Annotated in this window: 10 protein-coding genes; 1 reads left to right on the top strand and 9 read right to left on the bottom strand. The window is 73.1% G+C overall.

Annotated elements, in window-relative coordinates:
* Positions 1 to 49: 49 nt before the first annotated feature.
* Together ACIBK5_RS33715 and ACIBK5_RS33710 are read right to left on the bottom strand one after the other, a co-directional pair.
* Positions 50 to 1669 carry a glycosyltransferase family 2 protein gene (locus ACIBK5_RS33715; protein WP_399025580.1) on the bottom strand — a complete coding sequence of 540 codons (1620 nt, stop codon included), beginning with the start codon at positions 1667 to 1669 and terminating at the stop codon, positions 50 to 52.
* Between the two features lie 56 nt (positions 1670 to 1725).
* Positions 1726 to 2229, bottom strand: a complete 504-nt coding sequence (locus ACIBK5_RS33710) for a MarR family winged helix-turn-helix transcriptional regulator (RefSeq protein WP_399025578.1) — start codon at positions 2227 to 2229, stop codon at positions 1726 to 1728.
* Between the two features lie 93 nt (positions 2230 to 2322).
* On the opposite strand from ACIBK5_RS33710, the gene ACIBK5_RS33705 reads away from it, so the two are divergent.
* Positions 2323 to 2736 carry an Ohr family peroxiredoxin gene (locus ACIBK5_RS33705; protein WP_391109635.1) on the top strand — a complete coding sequence of 138 codons (414 nt, stop codon included), beginning with the start codon at positions 2323 to 2325 and terminating at the stop codon, positions 2734 to 2736.
* Here ACIBK5_RS33705 and ACIBK5_RS33700 read toward each other — a convergent pair.
* From ACIBK5_RS33700 to ACIBK5_RS33670, 7 genes are all read right to left on the bottom strand, one after another.
* Positions 2726 to 4306 (bottom strand): hypothetical protein, encoded by a 1581-nt coding sequence (locus ACIBK5_RS33700; protein ID WP_399025647.1) that lies wholly within the window; start codon positions 4304 to 4306, stop codon positions 2726 to 2728. The two genes, ACIBK5_RS33705 and ACIBK5_RS33700, sit on opposite strands and share 11 nt — an antisense overlap.
* Positions 4307 to 4378: 72 nt before the next feature.
* Entirely contained in the window at positions 4379 to 6184 is a 1806-nt protein-coding gene (locus ACIBK5_RS33695) for a hypothetical protein (RefSeq protein WP_399025576.1), read from the bottom strand.
* Complete coding sequence (locus ACIBK5_RS33690; RefSeq protein WP_399025574.1) at positions 6181 to 8421, bottom strand: CDP-glycerol glycerophosphotransferase family protein; 2241 nt, start codon at positions 8419 to 8421, stop codon at positions 6181 to 6183. Before ACIBK5_RS33690 ends, ACIBK5_RS33695 begins: the two co-directional genes overlap by 4 nt.
* Before the next feature lie 8 nt (positions 8422 to 8429).
* Entirely contained in the window at positions 8430 to 10640 is a 2211-nt protein-coding gene (locus tag ACIBK5_RS33685; protein ID WP_399025572.1) for a CDP-glycerol glycerophosphotransferase family protein, read from the bottom strand.
* A gap of 189 nt (positions 10641 to 10829) precedes the next feature.
* Entirely contained in the window at positions 10830 to 13088 is a 2259-nt protein-coding gene (locus tag ACIBK5_RS33680) for a CDP-glycerol glycerophosphotransferase family protein (protein WP_399025569.1), read from the bottom strand.
* Between the two features lie 142 nt (positions 13089 to 13230).
* Complete coding sequence (locus ACIBK5_RS33675) at positions 13231 to 14091, bottom strand: carbohydrate ABC transporter permease (protein WP_399025567.1); 861 nt, start codon at positions 14089 to 14091, stop codon at positions 13231 to 13233.
* Positions 14088 to 15434: an ABC transporter permease subunit gene (locus tag ACIBK5_RS33670; RefSeq protein WP_399025565.1), complete on the bottom strand. Its 1347-nt coding sequence runs from the start codon at positions 15432 to 15434 to the stop codon at positions 14088 to 14090. Before ACIBK5_RS33670 ends, ACIBK5_RS33675 begins: the two co-directional genes overlap by 4 nt.
* Positions 15435 to 15438 lie beyond the last annotated feature (4 nt).

Genomic DNA, 15438 nt, shown 5'->3' with positions numbered 1-15438 from the left:
CGTCCCCTCGTCAGCTGTCCCGTCGTGTTCCAAGTGAAGCAGGCGGCTTTCAGGTAAGCAGGCGCCGCACTCGAGCGCGTACGACGGAGAGCACGCCGCGCACGCCGGGCGCCACCCGCAGCGCCAGCGCGCCGGAGTGGGTGGCGTACGGCTGCACGAGCACCACGCCGTACCGGGCGCTCGGAACGGCACTGCGGCGCAGCAGACCAGTGCCCGCGAGCGCGTGCGCCGTGACCTCGCGGCTCACGCCGTCACGGAAGCGGAGGCGGAGGCGCAGGTCCCAGGTGGCCGTACCGAGCGCCGCCAGCGTGGGGAGGTCGAGGTCCGTCTCGGCCGACCAGCCGTCGGCGGATGCCGCGAACTCCGTCGCGACGACGGGGGCGACGGCGTCCCCGTCGTCCCGGTGCCGCCACTCCACCTCCACCGCCGCCGGGCCCGCCCGCCCCACCCGGCCGTACAGCTCGTGCAGGCGCAGCCGCAGCCGGGCGCCCCGCGCGCGTGGCCGAAGCTCCGCGTCCACGGCGAGGGGCAGCGCGCGCACCGGCCGGGTCAGCAGGGGCTCCAGGGAGACCTGCGGGAGGTCCTCCGACCAGACGGGCGTGCCGTCGGCGGCCCGGGCGTACGGCGGACAGAGGCGGGCCGGACGGGCCGCCAGTTCCCGCAGCCGGGGCAGGTCGCGCGGCTCCGGGGAGGCCAGGACGACCCGCCCGGCCAGCCGGCCCGGAGCGGCCGGGTCGAGCGCCCAGTCGTCGGCGTCGTACTCCGCGAGATGCGCCCGGGTCAGTTCCCACCACGCGCGCCGGTAGGCGGCGTCACGCAGCCCCAGCTCGCGCACGTAGATCCGCAGCTCGTGGTCGAGGAACCTGGCGCGCGCGGCCCGCGCGAGTGCCTTCTGCCCGGCGCCCAGCAGGGTCTCGTACGCCTGTCGGCAGGCTTCCGTCCGGGCCCGCCAGTTGCCGACGCCGGCCCGGTCCAGGGAGATCGACAGCCGCTCGGCGGACCAGCGCACGTGCCAGACGTACACCAGGTCCGGGACCAGGGCGATACGTGGGTCCGCGGCCAGCACACGCGCGCTGAAGACGATGTCCTCGTACGGGAAGCGGCCCTCGGGGAAGCGAATGCCGTGCTCGCGCAGGAAGTCGGTGCGGTAGAGCTTGTTGACGCAGAGCGGGTCCTGGACCAGCTGCGGTCGCAGCGCGGGGCGCGGTACCACGGCGTGGAGTGCGTAGAGGCGCGCCTGCCAGGGCACTTCACGCCCCGACGGCAGCTCCCGGCGTACGCACAGACCGCCCGCGACCTCCGCGTGCGCGCCCGTCGCGGCCCCGAGCAGCGCGTCGACCGCGCCGGGCGGCAGGACGTCGTCGCTGTCCAGGAACATCACGTACGGCGAGGTCACCGCGTCGAGCCCGGTGTTGCGCGGGGTGCCGCAGCCGCCGCTGTTGACCCGGCGGCGGATCACCCTCAGACGGGGCTCCGACGCGGCGAGCCGGTCGAGGAGGTCGGCGCTGCCGTCCGCCGAGCAGTCGTCGACGGCCACGACCTCGCGCACGGCCGGGCCCTGCGCGAGCGCCGAGCGCACGGCGTCCGTCACATGGGCGGCGTCGTCGTAGCCGATGACCACGACGGCGACCTGGGGGTGAGGCCTGTCGGCATCCACAGCGGCATTCATTACTACGGATCGTAAATCGGGTGAATGCCGTGAAAGCGATAAAACGCCCTAGGTGACTACGACTGCCGGTCGCCCGGCACCTCCGAGAGCGCGGCCGCGTCCAGTGCGGAGGTGAGCTCGTCGAGGCGGGCCCGCAGGGCGCGGACCTCGGTCGCGTCGAAGCCGGTCGCCCCGGCGATCCGGCGCGGCACCTGGAGCGCCCGCGTCCGCAGCGCCGTGCCCTCCTCGGTCAGCCGCACCTCCACCGACCGTTCGTCGCGAGCGCTGCGCTCCCGGCGCACGAGGCCCGCCGCCTCCAGTCGCTTGAGCAGCGGCGACAGGGTGCCGGAGTCGAGGCGCAGGTACTCCCCGAGCTTCTTCACGGGCAGTTCGCCCTGCTCCCAGAGCACCAGCATCACCAGGTACTGCGGGTAGGTGAGCCCGAGGTCCTTGAGGATCACGCGGTAGACGCCGTTGAAGGCGCGGGAGGCCGCGTGCAGGGAGAAGCAGATCTGCTGGTCCAGGCGGAGCCAGTCGTCGTCCGGCGTGTTCATGCCTCCAGGGTAGCTCGGACCCGCCATTCAATTGCACACAACTTAATTGTGTGCTCTAATCATGGATGTCAGGCGGCCCGGAAGCGGGCCGCCGGAACGTGATGCGAGAGGGAGATTTCCATGGACGCGCTCTACACCGCTGTCGCCACCGCCACCCACGGTCGCGAGGGCCGCGCCGTCAGCTCCGACGGCACGCTGGACCTCGCGCTGGGCATGCCGCAGGCGCTGGGCGGCAACGGCCAGGGCACCAACCCGGAGCAGCTCTTCGCCGCCGGTTACGCCGCCTGCTTCGGCAGCGCCCTCGGCCTCGTCGGCCGCGGGGCCAAGGTCGACGTCAGCGACGCCGCCGTGACCGCCGAGGTCTCCATCGGCAAGCAGGGCGAGGGCTTCGGTCTCGCCGTCACGCTCCGCGTCGAGCTGCCCGACAGCGTGGACGAGGCGACCGGCCGCAAGCTCGTCGAGCAGGCCCACCAGGTCTGCCCCTACTCCAACGCCACCCGCGGCAACATCGAGGTCGACCTCGTCATCGAGTAACCACCGGCACGTCACTCCCGACCCGCGCCAGCACCTCCCCCGTCTCCCCGCTCCACGCCACCACCACGGCCTCCTCGGGCACCCGGTGCCAGCGCGTCAGCAGCAGCCAGCGCACGTGGTAGCGGCGGATCACGGCGGCACGCTGGGCGCGGGTCGAACCGGGGGACAGACAGGCCCGGACATCGGCCGCCCGGCGCTCCCGCTCCCGTTCGTCCAGGGCCGGGTCGGGCCGGACGGGGGCGGCGAGGTTCGGCCCGTACCCGGCGAGGGAGTGGCCGGCCTGATACCCGTCGGTGATCACCACCTCGCCCGGCCCGATGTGCCGTGCCGCCCAGTCGTACGCCGGCCGGCGCACGGGCTGTGCGAACCCCACCGGGTCGACCGAGCGCGGCACCACCGCCCCTGCGTGCACGGTGACGAACCCGGCGCACGCCCCGGCCGCCGCCGCCCCGCCCAGCACCTTCCGGGCCCGCCGCCAGGGCCGGGGCGCCGCCAGCTCCACCGCGAGCGCGCACTGAAGCGGGACCAGGACGGCCCACAGGGCCATGGCATACGTGTAGTGCCCGCTCACCCAGCCGTACGCCACCAGCGGGCACTCCAGCAGGAACATCAGCACCAGCGGATCACGTGAGGACCCACGCGCCCGCACCCACAGCGCGGGCACCCCGAGCAGCGCCAGCCAGGAGCCGGCGAACATCTCCTCGTACGGCCGCCGGTCCCTCGCGTCCCCGCCGGTCCCGCCCACCAGATCCAGCACGTCGTAGTACGGCCACGACACCGCGACCGCCCCGCAGACGGCCCCGGCGAGCGCCCAGCGCGCCACGACCGGCCGGCGCCACCCGCGCTGCCGGGACGCCACGATCGCCACCGCGCCGATGAGCGCCGAGGCGGCCGTGACGAAGTGGGTGAGCAGGATCAGTCCGTACAGGGCGCCGAGCCCCGCGTACCCCGGCCGGCCGCCGAGCCCGCTCGGACCGACGAACCGCACGGCGGGGGCGTCGTCACGCGCACGGGTCGCCGTCCAGGCCCACGCCCAGAGCGTCAGCCCGATCGCGAGCGCGGAGGGATAGCCCAGGTTCGTCGTCATCGGCAGCAGACCGAGGCCGTCGCTCCACGGGATCCTCGCCGTGCCCCACAGCAGCGTCATGAACAGCAGGGCCAGCACCGGCGCCCAGGGGCGCGGGGTCAGGGTCCGGACGAAACGGCCGAGCCCCGTCAGCAGCACCAGCAGATGCACCGGCCCCGCCAGCTTCACGACTCCCCAGCCGGACAGCCCCGTCAGCCGGGCCAGCATGCCCTGCGCGACGGCGTAGGGGCCGTAGGAGGGGCTGCCCTCGCCCGGCAGGTCCGCCATGGGGTGGGCCGGGTGGAGCAGATCGGCCCTGAGCCGTTCCACGACCGCCGCGTGCAGTCCGGCGTCGCAGCACAGCGGGACCCGCCAGTACGCCAGCGTCATCACCAGCCAGAACACGGTGCCGAACAACTGGTACGGGGTGAGCCGGCCCATCGGCCCGCCGCGCAGCGCCGTCGCACCGCGCACGGTCCGCCGGACCAGGACCGAGGCGCTCACAGAAGTGGGGGCGGGCATGCGCCAGATGTTCCCGCCCGCACGCGTGCCCTGACCCTGGGTCACCTCATCGGGTCAGTCGCAGAGTGCCTTCTCCGCCGTCGCGGGCCAGCGCGCGAACCGGAACCCCGTCCGCTCGACGGACCCCGTGAGATTCCGCCAGAAACGCTCGGCGGTGAGCGGCGCGCGCACCGACTCCTTCAGCTCTGCCAGTTCACCGCAGTCCAGCGCGGCCCGGGCCGCCACGACCGTCTCCAGTGAGGCCCCGGCCCGCAGCAGATCGCGCTGCGGCGGGTGCCGCGGCGCCCACTCCGCGAAGACCCAGTGGTTGCGCAGGAACTTCTCGTGCCCGGGCCAGCTCCACCGCTCCAGCGCGAGATGCGCGCCGACGGGACTGGCCAGCCCCCAGGCGTCGTTGACATAGGCGTCGAGAGGCGCCGCGGCTCCCGTGACGCCGAGATGACGGCCCACGATCACCACGTGGTACCGGGAGTCCGGCCGCATCGGCGTGGCGTGCAGCCGCCGCCCGGAGTCGAAGTACAGCAGCGTCGGCCCGGGCGCGCGCACCGCTTCCGCCAGCATGCCGCGCCCCTCCGGCAGGGCGGGCCAGTTGCCCACCCAGGTGGCGGTGCGCACCGGGTTGTGGTCGCCGAGGGCCTCCACGTCGGAGCTGCGCACATTGAACGACCCGGGCGTGCCGCGCACGTCGAACGGCGTCCGCAGCGGGCTGACCGCGGCGCACAGCCACACCAGCAGCAGCGCGCTCGCGACGCCGGTGAATCGGTTCGCCGGCACGACCAGCACCGGCAGGAGCAGCAGCAGAAGGGCGGGCAGGATCATGCGCGCGTGCATGTAGTCACCGCCGACGCGGATGACGTACGCGGACAGCAGCAGGCCAGCGGCCAGGGGAGCCAGCACCACGGCGAGCGAGGTCCGCCCGGGGGCGCGGTACCGCCGCTCCCGGCGGGTGCGCCGCACCAGCAGGACGGCCAGCGCGCCCAGCACGGGGACGACGGGCCACAGCCAGTAGGGCCCGACCGTCTCCTGCACATAGCCGGCTCCCCGACCCCAGTCGCTGGCGCTCGCCTCCTTGGCGATGGCGGGCAGCGGCACCAGGATCCCGTAGTACCCCGCCCGGAAGACCTCGTACGCCAGCGGCAGGGCTCCCGCCGAGGCCAGCATCGCGGCGGTGCCCCGCCGGGAGGGGCGCAGCACCCACCACTGCGCCGCCAGGAAACACGCCGTGACGACCGCGAGGTCGGGCCGGACCAGCGGACCGAGACCGAACACGAAGGCGGCCGTGTACACCGGCCGGGACGGCTGCCCGCGCCGGGTGCGCGTCAGCAGCCACCACGACAGGCCGGTCCAGAAGGCGCCCAGGCCGCTCTCCAGGCCCGAGGTCATGTACGACCAGAACGGCGGCACGGCCAGCAGCACGCACACACCCGCCGGGAGCAGCAGCCGGGCGCCCCGGTGCAGCCGGCACGTGGCGTACAGGGCGAGCCCGAACCCGGCGGTGCTCAGCAGCAGCCCGAGCCCGACCGCGAGGAACGCGGGGTCCTCGCCGGTGACCCAGGCGGCGAGCGCGAGCAGCCACTGCCACAGGGTGCCGGTCGAGCTCTCCGCCCGCTCTCCCACGTTGAACACGGGCCCGTTGCCCGCCAGGATCTGCCGGACCGGCCGCAGATAGATCAGCCCGTCGTCGCAGATCCAGCGGCGCCGGTAGCCCAGCACGAACAGGGCCGCGGTGGGCACGGCGACCAGCGCCGCGTGCCACCAGTGCACCGGCCGCGGCCGCTCCGCGGCGGCCGGCGGACGGGCCGAGGCGGCCCGCTGGCCGGGCAGGGAGGGGACGGCCTCGGGAGTGGCGGGAGTTCTCATCGCTCGACCAGCGCCCCGGACCTCGAACCGGCACCGGGGGTCCGGCGGGCCGCGGGCAGCAGCCCACCGCTCCCTTCGCCCAGCATCAGCAGGCGTACGACCCGCTCGGCGGCCCGGCCGTCCTCGAACTCGCAGTACCGCTCCCGGAAGCCCGCCCGCAGCCGCGCCGACTCCCCGTCCTGCCAGGTGCCGGAAGCGAACAGCCAGGCCAGCTCACGGTAGGAGCGCGACACATGCCCCGGCGCGTCGGCCGTGATGTCGAAGTAGGCGCCCCGGCTGGCCGCGAACGCGCCCCAGTCGTCGGCGTGGACCACGATCGGCCGGTCGAGGAGGGCGTAGTCGAACATCAGGGCCGAGTAGTCGGTGACCAGCACGTCGGAGGCGAGCAGCAGGTCCTCGACGTGCGGCTCGTCGGTCGCGTCCACCAGCACGCCCCGCCGGTGCAGCTCGGCCAGCCCCAGGCCACGTGCCACGCCCCCGGCCAGCGAGGGGTGCAGCCGGACGACGAGGGCGTGGCCGGGGCCCAGGTCCTCGGCGAACCGGGCCGGGTCGAACCGCTCGACATGGCCGCCCTTGCGGTAGTCGCGCCGGGTCGGCGCGTACAGCACGACCGTGTGACCGGCGGGGACGCCGAGGCGCTCGCGCACCTCCTGGCCCCGCTCCGGGCCCGCGCCGACCAGGACGTCGTTGCGCGGACTGCCCGTCCGCAGCGAGGCGAAGTGGCAGGGGTAGGCCCGCTCCCAGGCCCGCTCGGCGTGCAGGCCGGCGACCAGGCTGTAGTCCCAGCGGTCAGCCCGGCGCAGCATCTGAGGCACGTCGAAGCCGTGCCGGGCGCCCGGCTTGGTCAGCAGATCGGCGCCCATGTACTTGAGCGGGGTGCCCTGGTGGGTGTGGATGTGGACGCTGCCGGGCCGCTTGGCGAGGGTGCCGGGCCAGTTGACGTTGTTCACCCAGTACGTGGCCCGCGCCATGACCTCGTGGTAGCGCCGCGAGCCCGGCGTCACATGGTCGATGCCGGGCGGCAGCGCGTCCACCGCCTCCTCCCGGACCACCCACACGCCCCGGATGTGCGGGGCGATCTCGCGCGCCTTCTCGTAGATCGCCGCCGGATCACCGCTCACGCCCCGGTGGTGGGTCGCCGAGTAGACGGCCAGCTGCGGATCGAGCGGGCGCTTCGACTGGGCCGCGTACCAGGTGCGCAGAGCGGTCCCCGAGGCCTTCCGCACCACCCGCCGCTTCTTTCCCAGGGCACTCGCACGCAGGTCCCGCAGACGCCGCACCGCCGCGTACGAGGCGTAGGGCGCCGAGGCCAGCAGCCGCATCTCGACCCCGCGCCAGCCGTCCGGCTCCGGGAAGCCGCCCTCGGGGAGGTGACGGCGGTGGAAGGAGCGGATCTCGCGGTAGAAGTCGCCCCGGTCCGCGGGCCGCACCCGGTCCTCGCGGGCCAGCACGAACAGCATGTGGTCAAGGGCCCGCTCGAGCAGCGGCGGCCGTGCCCAGTCGAGGTCGGGGCGCTGCTCCAGGAACGCGAACAGGCCCTCGTACTGCGGGAAGATCTCGAAGTGCCGGCGCCCCGGCGTCCTGGTGATCGCGCCCTGCCTGCGCTGCCGGTACTCCACCCCGATCCGGCCCAGACAGGCGATGCGGTCCGCCAGCACCATCGCCCGGTAGGTGACCGGCGCGTCCTCGTACAGCCCCGGCGCGTACTCCAGGCCGTGCTCCTGGAGGAAGGCGCGCCGGTAGGCCTTGTTCCAGGCGACCAGGAACAGGTTCAGATACCGCGGGCTCTCCCGGATGCCGAAGGTCTCCGTGCCCGCCTCGGCCAGCAGGTCCGCCGCCTCGCTGCGCCCGCCCCGGCCCCACCAGTGGGTGCGCACATGGTCGAAGACCAGGATGTCCGGGTCGCCGGTCGCCTCCAGTCGCGCGGCGACGGCGGCCAGCAGACCCGGCGTGTAGCGGTCGTCGCTGTCGAGGAACAGGACGTAGTCGCCGGCCGCCCGCTCCCGTCCGGCGTTGCGGGCCCGGCCGAGGCCCACGTTCTCGGGCAGGTGCAGCACCCGCACCCGGGCGTCGCGGGCGGCGTACTCGTCGAGGATCGCGCCGCTGCCGTCGGGGGAGCGGTCGTCCACGGCGATCACCTCGAAGTCGCCGTACGACTGGGAGAGCACCGAGTCGAGACACTCGCGCAGGAAGCCCTGCACCTTGTAGACGGGGACGATGATGCTGAAGCGGGGCACTTCTTCGGTCAGCTCCTTACGAGGGTGGCGGCGGGGGCCGGGACGCGCTCCGCGAGCGGGATCACGGGCGGGAGCGACTCGGGCGGCTCCCCCAGCAGCACCCGGCGTACGACGCGCTCGGCGGCCCGACCGTCGTCGAACTGGCAGAAGCGCTCCCGGAACGCGGCACGCAGGGCCGTCGCGGACCCGTCCGCGTAAGTGCCGTCGACGAAGGCCGCCGCCAGTTCCCCGGGCGTACGGGCGACCCGGCCGGGCGGGAGCTCCATCAGGTCGAAGTAGACGCCCCGGGTCTCCCGGTAGACGTCCCAGTCGTCGGCGTACACGACGATCGGCCGGTCCAGGTTGGCGTAGTCGAACATGATCGACGAGTAGTCGGTGATCAGCGCGTCGGCCGCCAGGCACACATCCTCGGACGAGCGGTGCCCCGTGACGTCGATGATCCGGCCGCCGCCCCGGCCGGGCCCCTGGTCGTAGAAGTAGTGGGCGCGCAGCAGCACCACGTACTCGTCGCCGATCGCCTCGCAGAACTCGGCCAGGTCCAGGCCGGACGCGAAACCGGTGGCGTAGTCGCGGTGCGTGGGGGCGTAGAGGATCGCCTTCTTGCCCTCGGGGACGCCGAGTTCCTTGCGGACGCGGGCGACGTCCTCGGCGGACGCCGTGCAGTAGACGTCGTTGCGCGGATAGCCGTACTCGAGGGTCTCGTGCGCCCCGGGGAACGCCTTCTCCCACATCTCGGTGGAGTGCCGGTTGGAGGTGAGGTTGTAGTCCCAGCGGTCCACCCGGGCCAGCAGCCTGGCGAAGCTCCCCGTCGCCGCGGCCACCACGGGATACGTCGCCTGGTCCGCGCCCATCGTCTTCAGCGGGGTGCCGTGCTGGGTCTGGAGGTGCGTGCTGCCGGGGCGCTTGACCACGGCGTCCGCGAAGTTGGCGTTGTTGACCAGGTACCGGGCGCGGGCCAGCGCCTCCCAGTACTTCCGGCTTCCGATGACCGCGTACTCCACGTCCTTCGGCACGGCGTCCACCGCGTCCGGCTCCACAAGGAACACCGAGCGCAGATGCGGGGCGAGTTCGCGCGCCTTGGCGTGGATCGCGGCCGGGTTGCAGACATAGCCCCGGCCCCAGTACGCGCAGTACACGGCGAGGTTCTTGTCGAGCGGGAGGCGCAGGCTCGCCGCGTAGCGCAGTCGGGTGCGCAGCCCGCGGGGGCGCGGGAGCAGGGCGGCGGCCCGCATCGCCCTCCGGTTGGCGGCGCGCAGGGTGCGGAACGCCGGGTACGAACCGGCCGCCAGCAGCCGGTGCTGGACGCCGACGCTGCCGCCGGGCACCCGGTAGCCGGCGGGGCGGTGCCGCCGGTAGAGCGCGCTCGCCCGGCGGAAGAAGGCGCGGCGCCCGTCCGGCAGCCGCCGGGGGTGGGCGGCCGTCTTCAGTACGGCGGCGAAGAGCTGGGTGAACAGCGGCTTCAGCCGGTCCGCGGACAGCCCCTGCTCCGCGGCCCGCGTCAGCACCAGCTCGGTCTGGTCCAGCAGTTCGGCGTGGTGCTCGCCCGGAAGGTTCAGCCGGTTGCCCTGCCGGCGCAGCAGATGCCGGACGACGACCGCGCGCAGGGCCGCCACCCGCTCCGCCCGCAGAGCGACCAGGGCGCCGAACCCGACGTCGGTGAAGTGGTCCCCGGGAAAGGTGAGGTCCCGCTCGGTGAGGAAGGCCCGGCGGTAGACCGCGCTCCACGCCGGGAGCGTCACGCCCGTCAGCTCCGGGGCCCGGTCGGGGGAGAAGACTCCGTCCGGGGTCCGGGCCAGCAGGGGCGCGGCCGGGTTGGCCGGCTCGCCCTCCCACCAGGGGGTGCGCTCGTGCTCGAAGTACAGGACATCCGCCGGCGCGTCCCCGTCGCCCACCGCGCTCAGCCGGGCGTCCAGCGCCGCCAGCGCCCCCGGGACCAGGACGTCGTCGCCGTCGAGGAACAGCACATGGCCGCCGACGGCCGCCCGCAGCCCGGTGTTGCGCGCCCCGGCCAGACCGGCCGAGGGCGGGGAGTGCACCGGCGTCACCCGGGAGTCCCGCTCGGCGTACCCGGCGACGACGTCGGCCGCCGGTGCGTCGGGTGCGTCGCACACCGGGATCAGCTCGAAGTCGCCGAACGACTGGGCGAGGACCGAGTCCAGCGCCAGGGACAGCCGGCCCGCGACCCCATGGGACGGGACGACGATGCTGAAGCGGGGCATTCTGCTCTTTCTGTAGAGGGGCGTTGAGGGGCTTCGGGGTCTTCGGGGGTTTGGTCTACGAGGTGCTGCGGACGCTCTCAGGAGCGCGGCCCCCCCGACGGACGCCAGGACGGCGGCCGGCTGGGGGTCGGCCGCGACGGGCTGGAGGGCATGCGGACTCCCCGGCGTGAGGACCGTGGTCAGAGGTGGTCAGAGGTGGTCGGTGATGTTCGGGGGGCCGGCCGGGCGCGGCACCGTGGCGAGCGGCTCACGCGCCAGCGAGGCCGCCGCCGACGGCACCGGACGGCGTTCGTCGAGCGGGACGACCGGCGGCAGCTCCGACTCCCCGAGAACGACGCGGCGGACGACCCGCTCGGCGGCCCGTCCGTCGTCGTAGGCGCAGAACCGCTCGCGGAACGCCGCGCGCAGCTGGGTCGAGCGGGAGCCACGCCAGTGGCCGGTGGCGAAGATGTCGATCAGCTCGTCCTCGCCGCGCGCGAGGGCGCCCGGAGGTGAGGCCCGCAGGTCGAAGTAGGTGCCGCGGGCCGCCTCGTACGCCTCCCAGTCGTCGGCGTGGATCACGATCGGCCGGTCCAGGTTGGCGTAGTCGAACATCAGCGACGAGTAGTCCGTGACCAGGGCGTCCGAGGCCAGGCAGAGCGACTCCACGCTCGGGTGGTCGCTGACGTCGACGACCCGGCCGCGGGTGGTGGTCAGCGGGGCGCCGTAGGCGTGGTGGGCGCGGGCCAGGACGACGAAACGCGGGCCGAGGCGCCGCACGATCCGCTGGAGGTCGAGGGTGCGGTGCTGGGAGCGGCGGTAGTCGCGGTGGGTCGGCGCGTAGAGGATCGCCACCGTGCCCTCCGGGATGCCCAGTGAGGCGCGCAGCCGGGTCACGTCCGCCGGGGTCGCCGTCCGGAACACGTCGTTGCGCGGGTAGCCGTACTCCAGCGTGGTGTAGCGCCCGGGGTGGACGCGCTCCTGGGTCAGGGTGGTGTGGCGGTTGGCGGACAGCACGTAGTCCCACTGGTCGACGCCCTTGAGCAGCCGGGCGAAGTCCCTGCCGCGCGCCGCCGCCGGGCGTTCCTGGAGGTCCAGGCCGATGTGCCCCAGCGGGGTGCCCTGCCCGGTCTGGATCAGGACCTGGCCCCGGCGCTTGACCAGGCGGTGGTCGAAGTCGGTGTTGCTGACCAGGTACCGGGAACGGGCGAGCGCCGTCCAGTAGGCGGCCGTGCCGGGGACGAGGCAGCGCGGGCCCGGCGGACTGGCGTGATGGTGCTCCGGACGGGCGATCCACGCCGTCCGGATGTGCGGCGCGAGGTCGCGGACCGTGGACTCCAGCGCGCCCGGGTTGCAGCCGTGGCCGCGGCCGTCGTGGGCGGCGAAGACGGCACGGTCGCGCACGGGGAGGCAGCGCTGGGAGCCGTAGTGGACCCTGAGCACGGCGGACCGCAGGCCGTGCAGCAGCTTCCTGGTGGTCCGGGCGGTGGCGCGGTGCAGGGCCGCCGCCAGTTGCAGCGTGCGGTAGGTGCGGTGCAGGCCGAAGCGGATCAGGGTGTGGTGCACCCGGGCGCGCAGGGGGACGGGCGGGCCCGGGACGCGGTAGCGGCGGTAGTGGGCGCGGGCCCGGCGCAGGAAGTCCGCCCGTGAGCCGCGCGGCAGCCGGTCCCGCCGGGAGTACACGATCGCCAGGTGGTGGACCATGCGGCGGAACAGCGCCGACCGCCACCGGTCCAGCCCGGGGCGCTCGTCGAGATACGCGAACACACGGTCGTACTGGTCGAAGACGTCGAAGTGGCGCTCGCTGGTGGTGCGCAGGATGCTGCCGATCCGGCGCTGCCGGTAGTGCACGCAGACGCGGTCGAGGGTCGCGATCGACTCGGCCGTCATCAGCACCGGGTACGTCCACGGCGTGTCCTCGTAGTAGCCGGGCGGGAAGGCGAACCCCTTCTCCTCGACGAACTCCCGCCGGTAGGCCTTGTTCCAGGCGACCATCAGCAGCTTCAGCAGGCCCGGCCGGTCCTCCAGGCGGAACGGGGCCGGGCCCCCCTCGGAGAGCTGCAGGGCCGCCTGGTTGCGGACCGCCTCGCCCGTCCAGTACGTCCGCGCGTAGTCGAAGACCAGGACGTCCGGCTCGCCGGTCTCCTTCAGCCGGTCGGCGATGGAGCGCAGGGCGTCCGGCGTGAGGGTGTCGTCGCTGTCGAGGAACAGCAGGTAGTCGCCGCTCGCGTGCGCCACTCCGGCGTTGCGGGCGGGGCCCAGGCCGACGTTCTCGGGCAGATGGACGGGCTGTACACGCGCGTCGCGGGCGGCGAACTCGTCGATGATCGCGCCGCACGCGTCCGGCGAGCAGTCGTCGACGACGATCAGTTCCAGATCGGGACAGGACTGGGAGAGCACCGACTCCAGACACTCGTGCAGGTACGCCTGAACCTGGTACGCGGGGACAATGACACTGAACCTGGGCAAGAGGCCATCCATCGGTCGGCGCGGGCGTTCGGCCCGGGAACGGCCGGGAGGGCCACTTGGTTACGGCGGCTACGTCATCCGGGGGAATGCCGAAGGGGCGGCCCGCCACCGGCCCGCCCCTCCAACTCCCTTGCTACTACGACTACTTGACCGCCCCAGCCATCACGCCGGATACGAACTGCCGCTGGAACGCGAAGAAGACGGCCAGCGGGATCACCATCGAGATGAACGCGCCGGGTGCCAGCACGTCGATGTTGTTGCCGAACTGCCGTACCTGCGTCTGGAGCGCGACCGTGATCGGCTGGCTCCCGGAGTCCGAGAAGATCAGCGCGACCAGCAGGTCGTTCCACACCCAGAGGAACTGGAAGATGCCGAGGGCGGCGATGGCCGGGCCGCCGAGCGGCATCACGACACGGAAGAACAGCCGCAGTTCACCCGCCCCGTCCAGGCGGGCCGCCTCCAGCAGCTCTCTCGGGATCTCGGCGAAGAAGTTCCGCAGCAGGAACACCGCGAAGGGCAGACCGAAGCCGACGTGGAAGAGCACCACGCCGAGCACCGTGCCGAAGATGCCGATGTTGCCGAAGAGTTCGGCGATCGGGATCAGCGCGACCTGCACCGGTACGACCAGCAGGCCGACCACACCGAGGAACCACCAGTCCCGGCCCGGGAACTCCATCCAGGCGAAGGCGTAGCCCGCCAGCGAGCCGATGATCACGACCAGCAGGGTCGCCGGGACGGTGATCCACACCGTGTTCAGCAGGGAGCTGGTGATGTCGTCGTTCTCCAGCAGCTTCGCGTAGCTGTCGAAGGTGATCTGCGACGGCTCCGTGAACACCTTCCACCAGCCGCTCGCCGCGATGTCCTCCGGCGAGCGCAGACTGGACAGCAGCAGACCGATCGTCGGCACCAGCCAGAACAGGCCGACCACGATGAGGAACACCCGCAGCAGCCCACCGCTCACCCCCTCGGCGAGCCGCGCCCCCAGCGACTGCTTGGCCTTCATCGCCGCACCTCCCGCCGCAGCCGACGCACGTTGAACCACATCACCGGGATCACGAGCAGCAGCAGGAACACCGAGATGGCGCTCGCGACGCCCGGCTGGTCCTCGGAGAAGCCCTTGCGGTACAGCTCCAGGGCCAGGACGTTCGCGTCGTCCTGGGAGGAGCCGGGGGCGATGATGAAGACCAGGTCGAAGACCTTCAGCACGTTGATCATCAGGGTGACCATGACGACCGCGAGGACCGGCGCCAGCAGCGGCACCGTGACCCGTCTGAACACCTGCCACTCGGACGCGCCGTCGACCCGGGCGGCCTCCAGCAGCTCCCGGGGCACGCTCGCCAGCCCGGCCGCGATCAGCACCATCGCGAAGCCCGCCCACATCCAGATGTACGAGCCGATGATGGACGGGGTGACCAGGGACGGGCCGAGCCAGTCCAGGCCGTTGTACGGCTCCTTGAAGTTGCTTTCCGGCAGCCGTAGTTGAGCCCCGTCGGCCGAGGCCGGCAACGTGAAGGTGCCGTCGTCGGCGGCCGTCGCCGACGCCACGACCCTGCCGTCCTTCACGGCCTCGACCTTCATGCCCGCATAACCCAGTTCGGCCGGGTCGACCCCGTTGAGCTTGCCGACGCCCTTGCCGCGCGTGAAGTCCTGCCAGGTCGTGCCGGTGACCTTGTCCGGCTCGGGCTTCGGCGCCACCGCGGCCTTCGCGTCGTCGGGCATCAGATCGGGCGCCACACCCACCAGGGGCAGCGAGACGGCCTCGCCCGCGCGCACGGGCGACTTGGTGATGAACGCGCCGCCGCCGGCCGGTTCCAGCGGCGAGTCCCGGCCCGGGTGGGCCTTCGGGAACGCCGACGACGGGGCGAACGTGTCGTGCACGCCCACCCACACCGCGTTCGCCACGCCCTTGTCCGGATCCTGGTCGTACACCAGGCGGAAGATGATGCCCGCCGCCAGCATCGAGATCGCCATCGGCATGAAGACGACCAGCTTGAACGCCGTACCCCAACGCACCCGTTCGGTCAGCACCGCGAAGATCAGGCCGAGCGCCGTCGCGACCGTCGGCGCGAACACCACCCAGATGATGTTGTTCTTCAGCGCGGTGCGGATGCCCTCGTCGGTGAAGAGCGACTTGTAGTTGTCTATTCCGGCGAAGCCGTCACCGGACTGGTCGTAGAAGCTGCGCACGACCGAGTACCCGATCGGGTACACCACGAGTGCGCCGAGCAGGACGAGCGCGGGCAGCAGGAAGAGCGCCGCGACGGTCCTGCGGGTGCCGGTCACACTCTTGCGCGTCTTGGGAGCGGCAGGGGGCTCGCTGCCCCCTGCCGCCGTGGCAGACGTCATGGCA

It is taken from the genome of Streptomyces sp. NPDC050546 (genome assembly GCF_044457425.1).
Lineage (GTDB): Bacteria > Actinomycetota > Actinomycetes > Streptomycetales > Streptomycetaceae > Streptomyces.
This window is presented reverse-complemented; position numbering and strand designations above follow the sequence as displayed.

Bases quoted from the DNA above. Each gene is read 5' to 3' on its own strand.
- ACIBK5_RS33675 (WP_399025567.1), bottom strand. From the start codon at position 14,091: ATGAAGGCCAAGCAGTCGCTGGGGGCGCGGCTCGCCGAGGGGGTGAGC.
- ACIBK5_RS33685 (WP_399025572.1), bottom strand. From the start codon at position 10,640: ATGCCCCGCTTCAGCATCGTCGTCCCGTCCCATGGGGTCGCGGGCCGG.
- ACIBK5_RS33715 (WP_399025580.1), bottom strand. From the start codon at position 1,669: ATGAATGCCGCTGTGGATGCCGACAGGCCTCACCCCCAGGTCGCCGTC.
- ACIBK5_RS33710 (WP_399025578.1), bottom strand. From the start codon at position 2,229: ATGGCGGGTCCGAGCTACCCTGGAGGCATGAACACGCCGGACGACGAC.
- ACIBK5_RS33695 (WP_399025576.1), bottom strand. From the start codon at position 6,184: ATGAGAACTCCCGCCACTCCCGAGGCCGTCCCCTCCCTGCCCGGCCAG.
- ACIBK5_RS33705 (WP_391109635.1), top strand. From the start codon at position 2,323: ATGGACGCGCTCTACACCGCTGTCGCCACCGCCACCCACGGTCGCGAG.
- ACIBK5_RS33670 (WP_399025565.1), bottom strand. From the start codon at position 15,434: ATGACGTCTGCCACGGCGGCAGGGGGCAGCGAGCCCCCTGCCGCTCCC.